The 16,909-nt window shown below is 72.0% G+C and carries 13 protein-coding genes and 1 riboswitch; of the genes, 7 read left to right on the forward strand and 6 right to left on the reverse strand.

Annotated features, from left to right (window positions below):
* Window positions 1–45 precede the first annotated feature (45 nt).
* Together AB0E85_RS16035 and AB0E85_RS16040 are read right to left on the reverse strand one after the other, a co-directional pair.
* Window positions 46–990 carry a sucrase ferredoxin gene (locus tag AB0E85_RS16035; protein WP_361926894.1) on the reverse strand — a complete coding sequence of 315 codons (945 nt, stop codon included), beginning with the start codon at window positions 988–990 and terminating at the stop codon, window positions 46–48.
* A 53-nt stretch (window positions 991–1,043) separates the two neighbouring features.
* Window positions 1,044–2,303 carry a citrate synthase gene (locus AB0E85_RS16040; protein WP_361926897.1) on the reverse strand — a complete coding sequence of 420 codons (1,260 nt, stop codon included), beginning with the start codon at window positions 2,301–2,303 and terminating at the stop codon, window positions 1,044–1,046.
* 110 nt (window positions 2,304–2,413) lie between these two features.
* Between AB0E85_RS16040 and AB0E85_RS16045 the strand changes: the two genes are divergently transcribed.
* Window positions 2,414–3,574 (forward strand): citrate synthase, encoded by a 1,161-nt coding sequence (locus tag AB0E85_RS16045; RefSeq protein ID WP_361926900.1) that lies wholly within the window; start codon window positions 2,414–2,416, stop codon window positions 3,572–3,574.
* Between the two features lie 82 nt (window positions 3,575–3,656).
* Here AB0E85_RS16045 and AB0E85_RS16050 read toward each other — a convergent pair whose 3' ends face one another.
* Window positions 3,657–3,818 (reverse strand): hypothetical protein, encoded by a 162-nt coding sequence (locus AB0E85_RS16050; RefSeq protein ID WP_361926903.1) that lies wholly within the window; start codon window positions 3,816–3,818, stop codon window positions 3,657–3,659.
* A 251-nt stretch (window positions 3,819–4,069) separates the two neighbouring features.
* A complete protein-coding gene (locus AB0E85_RS16055; RefSeq protein ID WP_361926905.1) occupies window positions 4,070–4,384 on the reverse strand; it encodes a DUF6082 family protein in 315 nt (104 codons plus the stop codon).
* 319 nt (window positions 4,385–4,703) lie between these two features.
* Here AB0E85_RS16055 and AB0E85_RS16060 point away from each other — a divergent pair, with 319 nt between their 5' ends.
* Window positions 4,704–5,768, forward strand: a complete 1,065-nt coding sequence (locus AB0E85_RS16060; protein ID WP_361926908.1) for a GTP-binding protein — start codon at window positions 4,704–4,706, stop codon at window positions 5,766–5,768.
* On the opposite strand, the gene AB0E85_RS16065 is transcribed toward AB0E85_RS16060, so the two are convergent.
* The gene (locus tag AB0E85_RS16065) at window positions 5,765–8,218 is read right to left on the reverse strand and encodes a DNA topoisomerase IV subunit A (RefSeq protein ID WP_361926911.1); all 2,454 of its coding nucleotides are present in this window, start codon (window positions 8,216–8,218) and stop codon (window positions 5,765–5,767) included. The two genes, AB0E85_RS16060 and AB0E85_RS16065, sit on opposite strands and share 4 nt — an antisense overlap.
* A 381-nt stretch (window positions 8,219–8,599) precedes the next feature.
* Between AB0E85_RS16065 and AB0E85_RS16070 the strand changes: the two genes are divergently transcribed.
* From AB0E85_RS16070 to AB0E85_RS16085, 4 genes are all read left to right on the forward strand, one after another.
* The gene (locus AB0E85_RS16070) at window positions 8,600–9,943 is read left to right on the forward strand and encodes a pitrilysin family protein (protein WP_361927063.1); all 1,344 of its coding nucleotides are present in this window, start codon (window positions 8,600–8,602) and stop codon (window positions 9,941–9,943) included.
* Window positions 9,940–11,328, forward strand: coding sequence for a pitrilysin family protein (locus AB0E85_RS16075; RefSeq protein ID WP_361926914.1), 1,389 nt, complete (start codon window positions 9,940–9,942; stop codon window positions 11,326–11,328). The genes AB0E85_RS16070 and AB0E85_RS16075 overlap by 4 nt, the downstream gene beginning before the upstream one ends.
* A gap of 190 nt (window positions 11,329–11,518) precedes the next feature.
* A riboswitch (cyclic di-AMP (ydaO/yuaA leader) is annotated at window positions 11,519–11,683 on the forward strand.
* Window positions 11,684–11,695: 12 nt separating this feature from the next.
* Window positions 11,696–12,484, forward strand: coding sequence for a M23 family metallopeptidase (locus AB0E85_RS16080; RefSeq protein WP_361926916.1), 789 nt, complete (start codon window positions 11,696–11,698; stop codon window positions 12,482–12,484).
* 188 nt (window positions 12,485–12,672) lie between these two features.
* Entirely contained in the window at window positions 12,673–13,368 is a 696-nt protein-coding gene (locus AB0E85_RS16085; protein ID WP_361926918.1) for a GntR family transcriptional regulator, read from the forward strand.
* 168 nt (window positions 13,369–13,536) lie between these two features.
* On the opposite strand, the gene AB0E85_RS16090 is transcribed toward AB0E85_RS16085, so the two are convergent.
* Entirely contained in the window at window positions 13,537–13,818 is a 282-nt protein-coding gene (locus AB0E85_RS16090; RefSeq protein WP_003993478.1) for an HPr family phosphocarrier protein, read from the reverse strand.
* A 179-nt stretch (window positions 13,819–13,997) separates the two neighbouring features.
* Here AB0E85_RS16090 and AB0E85_RS16095 point away from each other — a divergent pair, with 179 nt between their 5' ends.
* Complete coding sequence (locus AB0E85_RS16095) at window positions 13,998–16,868, forward strand: GNAT family N-acetyltransferase (RefSeq protein WP_361926922.1); 2,871 nt, start codon at window positions 13,998–14,000, stop codon at window positions 16,866–16,868.
* Window positions 16,869–16,909 lie beyond the last annotated feature (41 nt).

Consider the following 16,909-nt stretch of genomic DNA (forward strand, 5'->3'; position numbering starts at 1 on the left):
GTGTACGGAGGCGGCATCAACGTGTGCCCGCGGCGGGCCGGACGGTCAGCTGGCCAGTGAGGTGGTCACCCTCACCTCGCGCACCGCCACCACGTCCATGCGTGCGGGGGTACCCAGGACGGACGCCCCGCAGCTCTCGGGGCGGGCCGGCAGGGCCGCGTTCTGGGCCACGTCGACCTGCCAGCAGCGTCCGTCGGCGTGGGCGACGGTCACCTCCCAGCGCGGGGCCGCGCCCGACGTCCGGACGACCCGCAGAGCCTGGGCGTCGTACTCGCCGGCCCTGGTGCGCACGGCGAGCTCGGCAGCCTGACCGGGCCGGTCCCAGGCCGAGCTGCCCCGGCACCCCTCCACGACGATCCGCCCCTCACGGGCGCCGTGCAGGACCTCCTTGAGGGAATGGGCCTCGGCCCTGCCGTACGCGTAGCCGTACGGCAGGACGAGCACCGTGGGGGAGAAGCGGTGACCACCCAGATGGGTGACCTCCCAGACACCTTCGGCCCCCGAGGTCGCCAGCTCGGCCGCGAGAGGCCGGCCCAGGAGGGCGCAGCAGCGGTCGCGCTTGCCGTTGGTGCAGACGAGGGCGAGCGGGTCACCGTCGTGGGGCCGGCCGCCGAGCAGCGCGTCGAACGAGCGGTGGTCGCCCCGGCCGAGTGCGGCGAAGTCGAGGCCGAGCAGCTCCCCGGGGTCCGCGGTCGAGGCGCTGTGCAGCCATACGTTGCCCGGGACGACGTGCGCGGCGTACACCCGGCGCGCCGCGGGCATGTGGCGGTCCGCGTGGCGCCCGGGGCGGCGGATGAGCGCGATCCGTACGCCCGTGTCCTTGGCGGCCGTCTCCAGGGCACGGCCCAGGGCGGGGTCCAGGTGGCTCGAGGTGAGCGCCTTGGCACCCCACGGACCGGGCTGTTCCAGCAACAGCCAGGTCCTCGCGGTGGCCGCGGTTCCCGAAACGGGCTCGGCGAGGTCCCGGGAGACGCTTGAGCACGTACTCACAGAGGTGAGCCTAACCTGACTTCCGCCGCGGCGACTCCCGGGGCCCGCCCGCACTACTCCGGCAGTGGCTGCGGCGGTTTCGGACCGGTGTAGAGACCGCTCGGGCGCATCCGCAGCGGGCGCTCGCCGTACTCCTCCAGGGCATGGGCGATCCAGCCCGCCGTCCGGGCCACGGCGAAGATCGTCTCGCCGGCGGTCGGGGCCATGCCGCAGGACGCGGTGAGCACGGCCAGGGCCAGGTCCACGTTGGCGTGCAGGGGGGCGTGGCGGGCGGTGGTCTCGACGATGTCGTGGGCCGCGAGGAGAGCGGGCTCCGCGCGCGGGATCTGCTCCAGGAGGGCGAACAGGGCACGCGCGCGTGGGTCCTCACCGGGGTAGAGCCGGTGCCCGAGGCCCGGGATGCGGCGGCCGGCACGCAGCTCGTCCGCGATCACGGGTGCCGCGTCGCCCTGGTCGAGCACGTCCTGCAACAGCCGGTGGGCGAGCCCGCTGGCCGCGCCGTGCAGCGGGCCCTCGATCACGCCGAGTCCGGCGGAGACCGCGGCGTAGGCGTGGGCACGGGCGGACGCGGCGACGCGCACCGCGAGGGTGGAGGCGGCCAGGTCGTGGTCGACGAGGAGGGCGAGGGCGGTGTCCAGGGCGCGCAGGGAGGCCTCGTCGGGATCCCTGCGCACCGACAGCCGTGACCACAGGCGGTGGGCCAGGGGGCCCTCGTCGCGGCGCCGGTGGCCCGCCGGGGGCAGAGCGGCCACGAGCGTGGGGATGAGGGTGCGCGCGGTGCCGAGTACGGCATCCTCGGAGAGGTCGAACCGCAGGGGATCGGCGGTCGCGGCGGCGATTGTCGCGACCCTCAACAGGTCCGCGGGAGCGGCGTGTTCGGGCAAGGCCTCGACGGCGCGGCGGGCTACGGCGACGGAAGCGGAAGGTGCGGTGAAGGTGCTGCCGGGGAGCATGCGGCCCGTCCAGAGCCACTCGGCGACCTCCTCGTAGGTGTGCCGTGTGGCCAGATCGACCGCGTCGACCCCGCGGAAGAAGTAACGGTCGCTCTCGATGAGCGTGATGCGGGTGCGGACGGACAGCTCGCCGCCGGAGCCGGAACCTCCGGCGCCCTCCCGCCTGTTGCGCCGGGCGAGGGCCTCGACCTCCCCGGCGTCGAAGGTGCTGCCCCGGCCGCCGCTCACGCGCCGGCTGCTGAGCTGGCCGCGGCTCACGTACGCGTACACCGTCTCCGGCTTCACGCCGAGCAGCTCGGCGGCCTCCTTGGTGCTCAGCCGCCGTTCCGTGGCCTGGGGGGCGGGTTCTTGATCGCGCATGGGGGTCACCGTATCCGTCTGGCAGACCATTGACTGTAGTATTGATTCAATCAATATTGACAGGACTTCAGTCAATCATGGACAGTCGAATCAAGTCCAGGGAGGAAGTCATGTCCGTGAACAGGTCAGCAGCCACTCTTGTCGAAGCGCCTCGGGGGCTTGCCGGTGTCGTCGTCACCGACACCCGGATCGGTGATGTCCGCGGTCTGGAGGGCTTCTACCACTACCGCCAGTACTCCGCCGTCGACCTCGCGAGGACCCGCGGCTTCGAGGACGTCTGGCACCTGCTCGTGCACGGCGAACTGCCGGACGCCGAGCGGAGTGCGGCCTTCGCGGCCGAGACCGCCGCGCTGCGGCGCCTGCCCGACGAGGTGCGAGCGGCGCTGCCGGCCATCGCCGCGGCCGGTGGGCGCTCCGGGCCGCTGGCCGGGATGCGTACCGCACTGTCGCTGCTGGGTGCGGCGAAGGGATTCCGTCCCGTGTACGACATCGACGCCGACCGGCGCCGGAGGGACACGATCGAGGCGGCAGCGGCCGTACCGACGCTGCTCACCGCGCTGCACCGACTGGGCAAGGGGCTGGACCCGGTGGAGCCGCGGGAGGATCTGACCTACGCGGCCAACTACCTGTACATGCTGACCGGTTCGGTGCCGACCGAGCGGCATGCCCGGGCGATCGAGCAATACTTGATCTCAACCATTGATCACGGATTCAACGCATCCACTTTCACGGCCCGGGTCATCGCGTCGACGGGCGCGGACGTGGCTGCTTGCCTGGCCGGGGCGGTGGCCGCGCTGTCTGGTCCGCTGCACGGGGGCGCGCCCAGCCGCGCTCTGGACACCCTGGACGCGATCGGCAGCCCGGACCGCATCGATCCCTGGGTGCGTCAGCGGGTGCTCGCCGGTGAACGCATCATGGGGTTCGGACACGCGATCTACCGCACGGAGGACCCGCGGTCCCGGATGCTGCGCGAGGTCGCCCAGGGGTTCGGCGGGCCGCGGGTGGACTTCGCCGTCGAGGTCGAGCGTCACATCGAGGCGATTCTGGCCGAGCTGAAGCCCGGGCGGGAGCTGCACACGAACGTCGAGTACTACGCGGGTGTGGTCATGGAACTCTGCGGTCTGCCCCGCGAGATGTTCACCCCGACCTTCGCCGCCGGCCGGGCGGTGGGCTGGAGCGCCAACATCCTGGAGCAGGCGGAGGACACGAAGATCATCAGGCCGGTGGCGAGGTACGTGGGGCCGGAGGCGCCGGCGCCGTTGCCTGTCTGAGCGAAGCCGCAGCAGGGTGGGGAGGGGGTGGCGTCATGTGTCGACTGCCCTCCGGCGTGGCGCAAGTGAAGCTGCCATCCGGTCACCTCGATGTGAACCATGCTGCGAGAGCAGATCCGCCGCATGTCATCAGGACCGTCAACAACCGCACCGGCATGCGTTGGACCGTCAGGCGGAACCCGCCGATGCGGATGTCCAGGGCCGGGGCCTGCTCATGCATCTCCTCGGCGCGGTCGCTTTTCATGTGTGTTCCCTCCGCAAGATCTTCTGTGCCCTCTGTGCGAGGCGGTGCGATGCGGACCTGTAGGGCCGCCGATGGCCGGGCGGCAAGGAGCACCGGTTCAACGATGGTGGGTCCGGTCCGCAGGATGACCGGAGTCAACCTTGCGGGCACGTGGGGAACCACGTCGGTTTATGGGTTCGTTACCGCCCGGCCGTGTGATCCGTTCCAGAGGGTGATCCGCGAAGTGCGGTGCTTATGGCCGGCGCGTGGGACTACTCGCCCGGCGGGTCCCCTACCACCCACCACTCGTCGATGTCCGCCTCCTCCAGCTGCACGAGCGAATCGTCGACCATGCGGCCCAAGCCGGCCTCGTCGGAGGTGTCGATGAGGGGCGCCCGGTGCGGGCGGGTGGCGTACCAGTACTTCCTGTAGAGGAGGTTCTGCAGCATGGTCGGGCGAAGCCGAGGGTGGCGCCTTGGCCGAGTTGCCCATGCGATTGCAGCACTGGGTGTTGCTTCCCAGGGCGTTGGCGAAGAGGTACTGGCGCTGCTTCTCGGGCAGACGGTTCCGTCGTAGGTGTCGAGCACCTCGGCCAGTTTCTAGATCGGGCGCTGCGACTGCGCGGCCTCCTCCAGGTGCTCGGTCCGGGTGCGCAACGCGTGGAACGCGGGCCATTGCAGGGCCAGGGCGGTGGCGGCACCCGCCGCCATGCCCAGAGGAGACGCACGGAGGGAAGCGAGGGTCGCACAAACCGGCGCCATGCCCAACGTCTGCCCCGCCAGTGCGGCTAACGATCGTTCACTTCGGCGTGGATCTCCCGGCTCGTATCCTGGGGCGGCATCCCCATCCCCCACGTGTGCCGGGAACGCGAGCCGGTGCACGCGTCGGCGCGAGAGAGGTCGCACGGTGAGCCAGCCGAGCCCGAAACCGCAGCAGATCCCGGTTGTCGTCCTGGCCGGATTCCTCGGCTCGGGAAAGACCACCCTGCTCAACCACCTCCTGCACCGCAGCGGCGGCAGCCGTATCGGCGCCGTCGTCAACGACTTCGGGGCGATCGAGATCGACGCGATGGCCGTCGCGGGAGCGCTGGGCGACTCGACGGTCTCCCTCGGCAACGGCTGCCTGTGCTGTGCCGTCGACGCGAGCGAACTGGACCAGTACCTGGAGCGGCTCGCGGAGCCCTCCCTCGGCATCGACGTCATCGTCATCGAGGCCAGCGGTCTCGCCGAGCCGCAGGAACTCGTGCGGATGCTGCTGGCCAGCGAGCACCCCGGGGTCGTGTACGGCGGGCTCGTCGAGGTCGTCGACGCCGTCGAGTTCGACGACACCCGTGCCCGGCATCCCGAGATCGACCGGCATCTCGCGCTGGCCGACCTCGTCGTCGTCAACAAGCTCGACCGGGCGGCGGACGGCGAACGCGTCCTCGGGCTGGTCCGGTCCCTCGTCGACCGCGCCGCCGTCGTCCCGGCCACCTACGGCCGGATCGACCCCGAGTTCCTCTTCGACTGCCGCCCGAGTGAGGAGCGCATCGGGCAGCTCTCCTTCGACGACCTGCACGAGCACGGTGGGGACCACGACGGCCATGCCGGCCACCTGCACGCCGCTTACGACAGCCTGTCGTTCGTCTCCCGGGAGCCCCTCGACCCCCGCCGGCTGATGACGTTCCTGGACAGCAGGCCCGAGGGGCTGTACCGGATCAAGGGGTACATCGACTTCGGCCCGCACGACGTCCGCAACCGTTACGCCGTCCACGCCGTCGGGCGGTTCCTGCGCTTCTACCCCGAACCCTGGCCGGGCGGCGGCGAACGCCTCACCCAGCTGGTCCTCATCGGCTCCGGGATCGACGCCCCCACCCTCGGCAAGGAGCTGGAGGCGTGCAGGAGCGAGGCCCCACACGCCGACGAGCACGGCATGTGGGGCGTCCTGCGGTACGTGCGCGATCCCGCGGCGGATCTCGCGGAACCGGCCTAGACCGGCCCGGCCACCACAGCCACCGTCTTCGCCAGGGACACTCCCGAGCCGTCGCGGCGCGGGTCGATGTCCGGGAGGTCGGCCGGGGTGCCGTTCTTCTGCGCCGCGAGGGCGGGAACGGGGCCCGCCCAGGCCAGGGACAGGCAGTCCTCGCCCTTCAGGAACCGCTGGCAGCGGACGCCGCCGGTTGCGCGGCCCTTGCGCGGGTACTGGTCGAACGGGGTCAGCTTGGCCGTCGTCTGGACGGAGTCGTCCAGCGTGCCCCGCGAGCCCGCGACGGTGAAGACCACGGCGTCCACCGCCGGGTCCACCGCGGTGAAGGAGATGACCTTCGCTCCCTCGGCGAGCTTGATGCCCGCCACGCCCCCGGCCGGGCGGCCCTGCGCGCGGACCTGGGACGCCTGGAAGCGCAGCAGCTGCGCGTCGTCGGTGACGAAGACCAGGTCCTCCTCGCCGGTGCGCAGCTCGACCGCGCCGACGATCCGGTCACCCTCCTTGAGGGTGATCACCTCCAGCTCGTCCTTGTTGGCCGGATAGTCCGGCACCACGCGCTTGACGACGCCCTGTGCCGTGCCGAGGGCCAGGCCCGGCGACGACTCGTCGAGCGTGGTCAGGCAGACCACCGTCTCGTCGTCCTCCAGGGAGACGAACTCCGCCAGCGGCGCGCCCCCCGCGAGGTTCGGGACCGTCAGCGACTCCGGCAGCTGGGGCAGGTCGATCACGTTCAGCCGCAGCAGCCTGCCCGCCGAGGTGACCACGCCCACCTCACCGCGGGCGGTGGCCGGCACCGCCGAGACGATCACGTCGTGCTTCACGCGCTGGGCACCGGCGTCCTCGGCGAACGGCTCGCCGTTCGCCGTACGGGCCAGCAGGCCCGTCGAGGACAGCAGCACCCGGCACGGGTCGTCGGCGACCTGGAGCGGCACCGCGGAGACCGGGGCACCGCCCGACTCCAGCAGGACCGTACGCCGGTCGGTGCCGAACTTCTTGGCGACCGTGGCCAGTTCGGAGGAGACCAGTTTGCGCAGCTCCGCGTCCGAGTCGAGGATCCGGGTCAGCTCCTCGATCTCCGCGTTGAGCCGGTCCTTCTCGGACTCCAGCTCGATGCGGTCGAACTTGGTCAGACGGCGCAGCGGCGTGTCGAGGATGTACTGCGTCTGCACCTCGCTCAGCGAGAACTGCTCCATCAGGCGCTGCTTGGCCTGCGCGGAGTTCTCGCTGGAGCGGATCAGGCGGATGACCTCGTCGATGTCCAGCAGGGCCGTCAGCAGGCCCTCGACGAGGTGCAGCCGGTCGCGCTTCTTGCCGCGGCGGAACTCCGAGCGTCGCCGGACGACGTTGAAGCGGTGGTCGAGGTAGACCTCGAGGAGCTCCTTGAGACCCAGGGTGAGCGGCTGGCCGTCGACCAGGGCCACGTTGTTGATGCCGAAGGACTCCTCCATCGGCGTCAGCTTGTAGAGCTGCTCCAGGACCGCCTCCGGCACGAAGCCGTTCTTGATCTCGATGACCAGGCGCAGCCCGTGCTCGCGGTCGGTCAGGTCCTTGACGTCGGCGATGCCCTGGAGCTTCTTCGAACCGACCAGGTCCTTGATCTTGGCGATGACCTTCTCGGGGCCGACCGTGAAGGGCAGCTCCGTGACCACGAGGCCCTTGCGTCGGGTCGTCACGGGCTCCACCGACACCGTCGCCCGGATCTTGAACGTGCCGCGGCCGGACTCGTAGGCGTCCCGGATGCCCGACAGGCCGACGATGCGCCCGCCGGTGGGCAGGTCGGGGCCCGGAACGTGCTTCATCAGGGCGTCGAGATCGGCGTTCGGGTGCCTGATCAGGTGGCGGGCGGCGGCGATGACCTCGCGCAGGTTGTGCGGCGCCATGTTCGTCGCCATGCCGACCGCGATGCCCGAGGCGCCGTTGACCAGGAGGTTCGGGAAGGCGGCGGGCAGGGCCACCGGTTCCTGCTCCTGGCCGTCGTAGTTGGGGTTGAAGTCGACGGTGTCCTCGTCGATCGACTCTGTCATCAGGCTCGTCGCCTCGGCCATCCGGCACTCGGTGTACCGCATGGCCGCCGGCGGGTCGTCGTTGCCCAGCGAGCCGAAGTTGCCGTGGCCGTCGACCAGCGGGACTCGCATCGAGAAGGGCTGGGCCATGCGCACGAGGGCGTCGTAGATCGACGCGTCGCCGTGCGGGTGCAGCTTGCCCATCACCTCGCCCACGACACGGGCGCACTTGACGTACCCGCGCTCGGGGCGCAGGCCCATCTCGCTCATCTGGTACACGATGCGGCGGTGCACGGGCTTGAGTCCGTCGCGCGCGTCCGGCAGAGCGCGGGAGTAGATGACCGAGTACGCGTACTCGAGGAAGGAGCCCTGCATCTCGTCGACGACGTCGATGTCGAGGATCCGCTCCTCGTACGAGTCGTCGGGCGGCGTCTTCGTGCTGCGGCGGGCCATCGCTGCCGGCTCCTCCTGTTACTGGTCGCTCGCCTACGGGGCTTTCCTGCCGGTGAGGAGACGCCGACCGTGCCCGGCCCTTCGGGCCCTGCGCGCGCTCGCCCACTCGTCACCGGCCGCCCCTGCGGCTCGCTCATGCTGCTGCGATCCGGATCTGACGCCGACCATTGTGGACCGCCGCACTGACAAGCGGGACCAGGACCCGGTCTCCGGCGCCCGCCGGGCCGTCCGGAGCCCGGCGGGAACGGTCGCCCGTGCTCGCTCTCGGCGTACGCCGCCCGGGAACTCCACCAGGGCTTCGCACGCTTGCATACAGTGGCAGGACCGGCAGGAATCGGCGGTTGTGAAGACCGCTCCGCGATCGAAGGGACGTACATGCCCATGGGTCACACGGCCACAGCGCAGGCAGGCTCCGGGGGCCTGACAGCGACCGAGCACCGCCTGGCCAACGGCCTGCGCGTGGTGCTCTCCGAGGACCACCTGACCCCGGTCGCGGCGGTGTGCCTCTGGTACGACGTCGGCTCGCGCCACGAAGTCAAGGGGCGCACCGGTCTGGCTCACCTTTTCGAGCACCTGATGTTCCAGGGTTCCGCCCAGGTCAAGGGCAACGGCCACTTCGAGCTCGTCCAGGGCGCGGGCGGCTCGCTGAACGGCACGACCAGCTTCGAGCGGACCAACTACTTCGAGACCATGCCCGCCCACGAGCTGGAGCTCGCCCTCTGGCTGGAGGCCGACCGCATGGGCTCGCTGCTGACCGCCCTCGACGACGAGTCGATGGAGAACCAGCGGGACGTCGTCAAGAACGAGCGCCGCCAGCGCTACGACAACGTCCCGTACGGCACCGCCTTCGAGAAGCTGACCGCGCTCGCCTACCCGGAGGGCCACCCCTACCACCACACCCCGATCGGCTCCATGGCCGACCTGGACGCGGCGACCCTGGAGGACGCGCGCGCGTTCTTCCGCACCTACTACGCGCCGAACAACGCCGTGCTCTCCGTGGTCGGCGACATCGACCCGGAGCAGACCCTCGCCTGGGTCGAGAAGTACTTCGGCTCCATCCCCGGCCACGACGGCAAGCCCGCCCCGCGCGACGGCTCGCTGCCGGAGACCATCGGCGGGCAGCTGCGCGAGGTCGTCGAGGAGGAGGTCCCGGCGCGCGCCCTGATGGCCGCCTACCGGCTGCCGCACGACGGCACGCGCGCGTGCGACGCGGCCGACCTGGCCCTCACCGTCCTCGGCGGCGGCGAGTCCTCCCGCCTCTACAACCGGCTGGTGCGGCGCGACCGTACGGCCGTGGCGGCCGGCTTCGGCCTGCTGCGGCTCGCCGGTGCGCCCTCCCTGGGCTGGCTGGACGTGAAGACATCCGGTGACGTGGAGGTCCCGGTCATCGAGACCGCCATCGACGAAGAGCTCGCCCGGTTCGCCGAGGAGGGCCCCACGGCCGAGGAGATGGAGCGCGCCCAGGCCCAGCTGGAGCGCGAATGGCTGGACCGGCTCGGCACGGTCGCCGGCCGCGCCGACGAACTGTGCCGGTACGCCGTGCTGTTCGGCGACCCGCAGCTCGCCCTGACCGCCGTCCAGCGTGTGCTGGAGATCACGGCGCAGGAGGTCCAGGAGGTCGCCAAGGCCCGCCTGCGGCCCGACAACCGCGCGGTGCTCGTCTACGAGCCGACCGCCCCCGAAGCCCCCGCCGACCAGGACGAGAACGAGGAGGCGGCCCGGTGACCGAGCTCGCCACGATGGACTTCCACCCCCGGCCGCAGTCGGGCGACGCCAAGCCCTGGGCCTTCCCCGCCCCCGAGCGCGGCACGCTCGACAACGGCCTGACGGTGCTGCGCTGCCACCGCCCCGGCCAGCAGGTCGTCGCCGTGGAGGTGCTGCTCGACGCCCCCCTGGACGCCGAACCCGCCGGCCTGGACGGTGTGGCCACGATCATGGCCCGGGCCTTCTCCGAGGGCACCGACAAGCACTCCGCCGAGGAGTTCGCCGCCGAGCTGGAACGCGCGGGCGCCACCCTCGACGCGCACGCCGACCACCCCGGCGTCCGGCTCAGCCTGGAGGTGCCGGCCTCCCGGCTCGCCAAGGGGCTGAACCTGATCGCCGACGCGCTGAGGGCGCCCGCGTTCGCCGACAGCGAGGTCGAGCGGCTGGTCACCAACCGCCTCGACGAGATCCCGCACGAACTGGCCAACCCCTCCCGCCGCGCCGCCAAGGAGCTCTCCAAGGAGCTGTTCCCCTCGGACGCGCGCATGTCGCGGCCCCGGCAGGGCACCGAGGAGACGGTCGCCGCGATCGACTCCGCGGCCGTCCGCGGCTTCTACGAGAAGCACGTCCGCCCCGCCACGGCCACCGCCGTGGTCGTCGGCGACCTCACCGGCATCGACCTCGACGCCCTGCTCGGGGACACCCTGGGGGCCTGGACGGGCTCCTCGGCCGAGCCGCGCCCGGTGTCGCCGGTGACCGCCGACGACACCGGCCGGGTCGTCATCGTGGACCGCCCCGGCGCCGTCCAGACGCAGTTGCTGATCGGCCGGGTCGGCCCGGACCGGCACGACCGCGTGTGGCCCGCGCAGGTGCTCGGCACGTACTGCCTCGGCGGCACCCTCACCTCACGCCTGGACCGCGTCCTGCGTGAGGAGAAGGGCTACACCTACGGCGTACGGGCGTTCGGCCAGGTCCTCAGGTCCGCCCCGGACGGCACGGGCGCCGCGATGCTCGCCATCAGCGGCTCCGTCGACACGCCCAACACCGGCCCCGCCCTGGAGGACCTCTGGACGGTGCTGCGCGCCCTCGCTGCCGGAGGGCTGACCGACGCCGAGCGGGACGTCGCCGTGCAGAACCTGGTGGGTGTGGCTCCGCTGAAGTACGAGACGGCCGCGGCGGTCGCGAGCACGCTGGCCGACCAGGTCGAGCAGCACCTGCCCGACGACTACCAGGCCGCGCTGTACCGCCGGCTCGCCGCGACCGGAACGGTGGAGGCCACCGCGGCGGCCGTGAGCGCCTTCCCGGTGGACCGCCTGGTGACCGTCCTCGTCGGCGACGCGGCGCAGATCAAGGCGCCTGTCGAGGCCCTGGGCATCGGCGAAGTCACCGTGGTCGCGGCCGAGTAGCGGCACGCGCGCAGGGGCCCTGGTTGTCTTTCGAGGCACCAGGGCTCCTTTATGCCCGAATTGGTACGGAGGTTGCCTGTCTGCCCTGTGGGATGCGCTACAAACACCGGGATTCGTTTGGGAATTGAAAGTGGCGCCGCTTAGCGTCGTCCGGGCTGTTCGTCAGGCAGTGCGCCGCACCCGCGGCACCGGACAGTCATCGCCGAGTCCCCGTACGGCGCGAGCCAGGGGAGCCGGGGACCCACCGCAGTCCCTGGGGTGAATCGGGCGCCCGCGCGAGTCGCGAGGGAGTCCGTAGGAGACCTTCCTGCTCCGAACCCGTCAGCTAACCCGGTAGGCGAGAGGGAAGGAAAGGACCAGCCACTACATGGCGTTCACTCGCGCCACCGGGAAGCACCGTCGTCCCAGCAGGATCCAGCGCGGCACCGCCCGGGCGGCGGGCGTCGCGGCCCTCGCCACCACCGGCGTGATCGGCACCGTGGCGGCCCCTGCGGCCTTCGCCGCCGAGCCCAGCCCCGAGCAGACCGGCCTCACCCCGGTCGTCACCATGGGCGACACCGTGGCCCAGCAGATCGACGCCCAGGCGATCGCGCAGCAGCAGGCCGCCGACGAGGCCGCCGCCAAGCAGAAGGCCGAGGAGGCCGCGCGCAAGCGGGCCGCCGAGCTGGCCGAGAGGGCCAAGGAAGCCGCCGAGAAGGCCCGCGAGGCCAAGGAGCGCGCCGCCCGCGAGGCCGAGCGCAAGCGCCTCAACGCCTACGTGGCCCCGATCTCCGGCTCGTACGTCTCCACCAGCTACAAGGCCAGCAGCGGCCTGTGGTCCTCCGGCAGCCACACCGGTGTCGACTTCCACGCCGCCAGCGGCACCTCCGTCCACGCGGTCGGCGCGGGCACCGTCGTCGAGGCCGGCTGGGGCGGCTCGTACGGCAACCAGGTCGTGATCAAGATGAACGACGGGACGTACACCCAGTACGGCCACCTGTCCTCGACCGGCGTCTCGGTGGGCCAGCGGGTCACCCCCGGCCAGCAGATCGGCCTGTCCGGCGCGACCGGCAACGTCACCGGCCCGCACCTGCACTTCGAGGCCCGTACGAGCCAGGAGTACGGCTCGGACATCGACCCGGTCGCCTACCTCCGCTCGCACGGCGTGAACGTCTGACCGGAACCTCCGCGCTGTTCCCGAAGCCCCGGCTCCCCGAGCCGGGGCTTTCGGCGTTTACAGCGGCGGCTTGTCCAAAAAATATCCCTGGATTCCCGATGGCCGTCGGAAATTCCGGCTCATTGCAATAGAGTCACGGAACGGACGCCACTCGCTGGCGTTTCACGGGGATTAAGGGGAGGTCGGTCATGCGTATTCCCGCGCACTCGGTGTGCACGGCCATCCGGGACGACATCGTCGCGGGCGTCCACGCACGCGGCAGCCGGCTCACCGAGGAACTCCTCGCGCGCCGCTACGGCGTCTCGCGGGTACCCGTCCGGGAGGCGCTGCGCACCCTGGAGGCCGAGGGCTTCGTGGTGACCCGGCGGCACGCGGGCGCGTGCGTGGCCGAACCCACCGAGCAGGAGGCGGGCGACCTGCTGGAGATGCGCATGCTCCTGGAGCCGCTCGGTGCGGCCCGCGCGGCCCAGCGCCGCACCGAGGCGCATCTGAAAGTCCTGCGCGGCTTGGTCCGGCTGGGCCAGGAGCGGGCCCGCCGCGGCAACAGCGACGACCTGCGCTCCCTCGGCGGCTGGTTCCACGAAACGCTCGCCCAGGCCTCCGGCAGCCCCGCACTGACCTCGATGCTCACCCAGCTCCGCCACAAGATCGCGTGGATGTACGCCGTGGACGCGCCGGCCAGCCCGGTGGAGTCCTGGACGGAGCACGGCGCGATCGTGGACGCGGTGGCGCGCGGGGACGGCGAGCGCGCGCGGGCGGTCACGGCGCTGCACGCCGAGCGCGCGACGGGCGCGCACCGCCTGCGCTTCGGCTCCGGCAGGGAGTCCGCCGACCGTGTGAGGAACTCGCAACATCCCGTAAACACGGCGAGCCTGCGGCATTAACACGGCGGCCGTATACAAAGAGCAGCCAATTCATGAAGGCCTATTTTCCGTGCCCGGAAACGGGGAATTCCAGAATGTCCCGCTCCTTGTCCGCCGGGAATGGCGAAGGGCCCGCCCCGGTGAATCAGGGCGGGCCCTTCGCTGTGCGCCGGAACGGCGCACGGGACATCAGACGGTCTCGGGCAGTTCCTCGAGACCCTCGGAGACCAGCTTGGCCAGCCGGTCCAGGGCGGCGTCCGCGCCCTCGGCGTCGGAGGCCAGGACGATCTCCTCGCCCCCCTGGGCGCCGAGGCCCAGGACGGCCAGCATCGAGGCCGCGTTGACGGGGTTGCCGTCAGCCTTGGCGATCGTCACCGGGACGCCTGCGGCCGTGGCGGCTCGGACGAAGATGGAGGCGGGGCGGGCGTGGAGACCCTCGGCCCAGCCGACGTTGACGCGGCGCTCAGCCATGTGTTGCTGCCCTTCGGTGTTCAGGGTTGTCTAGACCAGTTTCCCATATCGTGAAGCCCACCAGGAGCGGTCCTCGCGTTCCACTCCAGGGGTGCCGTCGGATCGCGGCCTCGACCCGACTGACGCCCTCCACAGACTGCGTCGCGCCGCTGTCGGACGCTAGCCGTACTCTGGGGCCCATGCAGACCTCGCCGGACCGGCACGAGTATCCCGCCCACTGGGAAGCCGACGTGGTGCTGCGCGACGGGGGCACCGCGCGCATCCGGCCCATCACCGTTGATGACGCCGATCGCCTGGTCAGCTTCTACGAGCAGGTCTCCGACGAGTCGAAGTACTACCGCTTCTTCGCGCCGTACCCTCGCCTGTCCGCCAAGGACGTCCACCGCTTCACGCACCACGACTTTGTGGACCGGGTGGGACTCGCGGCCACCATCGGCGGCGAGTTCATCGCCACCGTACGCTACGACCGGATCGGCGCGGACGGAACGCCCGCGTCCGCACCCGCCGACGAGGCCGAGGTCGCCTTCCTCGTGCAGGACGCCCACCAGGGCCGCGGGGTCGCCTCCGCCCTGCTCGAACACATCGGGGCCGTCGCCCGTGAGCGCGGCATCCGCCGCTTCGCCGCCGAGGTGCTGCCCGCCAACACCAAGATGATCAAGGTGTTCACGGACGCCGGCTACACCCAGAAACGCAGCTTCGAGGACGGCGTCGTCCGTCTGGAGTTCGACCTCGAACCCACCGACCGCTCCCTCGCCGTGCAGTACGCCCGCGAACACCGCGCCGAGGCGCGCTCCGTGCAGCGGCTCCTCGCCCCCGGCTCGGTCGCCGTCATCGGCGCCGGGCGCACCCCCGGCGGCGTGGGCCGCAGCGTCCTCGGCAACATCCGCGACGCCGGGTTCACCGGCCGCCTCCATGCCGTGAACAAGGCCCTTCCCGAAGGGCAGAAGGAGCTCGACGGCGTGCCCGCGCACCGCTCGGTGCGGGACATCGACGGCCCGGTCGACCTCGCCGTCGTCGCCGTGCCGGCCGAGCAGGTCACCGAGGTCGTCACCGAGTGCGGCGAACACGGCGTACAGGGGCTCGTCGTGGTCTCCGCGGGGTACGCCGAGAGCGGCCACGAGGGGCGCGAACGCCAGCGCGCCCTCGTGCGGCACGCACGCACGTACGGCATGCGCATCATCGGCCCCAACGCCTTCGGCATCATCAACACCTCCCCGCAGGTACGGCTCAACGCCTCCCTCGCCCCCGAGGTGCCGCGCCCCGGCCGGATCGGCCTGTTCGCCCAGTCCGGCGCCATCGGCATCGCCCTGCTGTCCCGGCTGCACCGGCGCGGCGGCGGCGTCACGGGCGTGACCGGCGTCTCCACCTTCGTCTCCTCCGGCAACCGCGCCGACGTCTCCGGCAACGATGTCCTTCAGTACTGGTACGAGGACCCCGACACCGACGTCGTCCTCATGTACCTGGAGTCCATCGGCAATCCCCGCAAGTTCACCCGCCTCGCCCGCCGGACCGCCGCGGCCAAGCCCCTGGTCGTCGTCCAGGGTGCGCGGCACGGCGCCGCTCCCCAGGGGCACGCCGTGCGGGCGACCCGCCTGCCGCACGCGACCGTGTCGGCGCTGCTGCGCCAGGCCGGCGTCATCCGCGTCGACACCATCACCGAGCTGGTGGACGCGGGGTTGCTGCTCGCCCGCCAGCCCCTGCCTCCCGGCCCCAGGGTGGCGATCCTGGGCAACTCGGAGTCGCTGGGCCTGCTGACGTACGACGCCTGCCTCGCCGAGGGCCTGCGGCCGCACCCCCCGCAGGACCTCACCACCGCGGCTTCCGCGGCGGACTTCCACGCCGCCCTGTCCCGCGCACTCGCCGACGACCGGTGCGACGCCGTCGTCGTCACCGCCATACCGGCGGTGGGGGAGGGCTCGGTCGGCGACGCGGCCCTCGCGCAGGCCCTGCGCTCCGCCTCGGCCGCGGCCCCGGGCAAGCCGGTCCTGGTGGTCCACGTGGAGCTCGGCGGCCTGGCGGAAGCCCTGTCGGCGGCGGCGAGCACGGCACCGCAGCCCGGTGCGGGCGGAACTGCGCCGTCGACTCCCGCCCGCACGTCGCCTGCCGAATCGGGCGAACAGCCGCAGGTCGTGCACGACGCGACACCTGGCGAGGAACACCTCCCCGCCACCGAGGCCCCCGAAGGCGCCCACCTCATTCCCGCCTACCCCGCAGCCGAGCGTGCCGTCCGAGCCCTCGGCCAGGCCGTCGCCTACGCGCAGTGGCGGCGCGAGGCCGCCGACCCCGGCAAGGTGCCCGAGTACGAGGACATCGACGAGAAGGGCGCCGCCGCGCTGATCGACGGCCTGCTCGCGCGCGGGCAGGGACTCACCCTCGGCACGGACGAGACCTGCGACCTCCTCGGCCACTACGGCGTCCAGGTCCACCGCGCCCTGCCCGCCCCGACCCCCGACGCCGCCGCCGAAGCCGCCCGCACCCTCGGCTACCCCGTCGCGCTTAAGGCCACCGCCCCGCACCTCAGGCACCGCGCCGACCTGGGAGGCGTTCGCCTCGACCTCGCCGACGAGGACCAACTGCGCCGGTCGTACGCCGAGTTGACCGAGCTGTTCGGCGCGCCGGAGGAGCTGCGGCCGGTGGTGCAGCGGATGGCACCGCGCGGCGTTGACGTCGTCGTACGGGCCGTCATCGATCCCGCGGCCGGAGCGGTGCTCTCCTTCGGGCTCGCCGGGGCCGCCTCGCAGCTGCTCGGGGACACCGCGCACCGGCTGATCCCGGTCACCGACCGGGAGGCGACCTCCCTGGTGCGCTCGATCCGTACCGCCCCCCTGCTGTTCGGCTGGCGCGGCTCCGCGCCGGCGGACACCCGGGCCCTGGAGGAGTTGCTGCTGCGGGTGTCCCGGCTGGTCGACGACCATCCGGAGGTCGTCGCGGTCACCCTGGAGCCGGTCGTCGTCGCCTCGCACGGCCTCAGCGTCCTCGGTGCCTCCGTCCGCCTCGCGCCCCCGCCCGCCCGCGACGACCTCGGCCCGCGGACCCTCCCCGCCTACTGACGGGGGGCGACCTGTCCCTCGCAGTCAGTGGTCCCCCGTAG

Origin of the sequence: Streptomyces sp. NPDC029044 (assembly GCF_040637495.1) — a bacterium.
GTDB lineage: Bacteria > Actinomycetota > Actinomycetes > Streptomycetales > Streptomycetaceae > Streptomyces.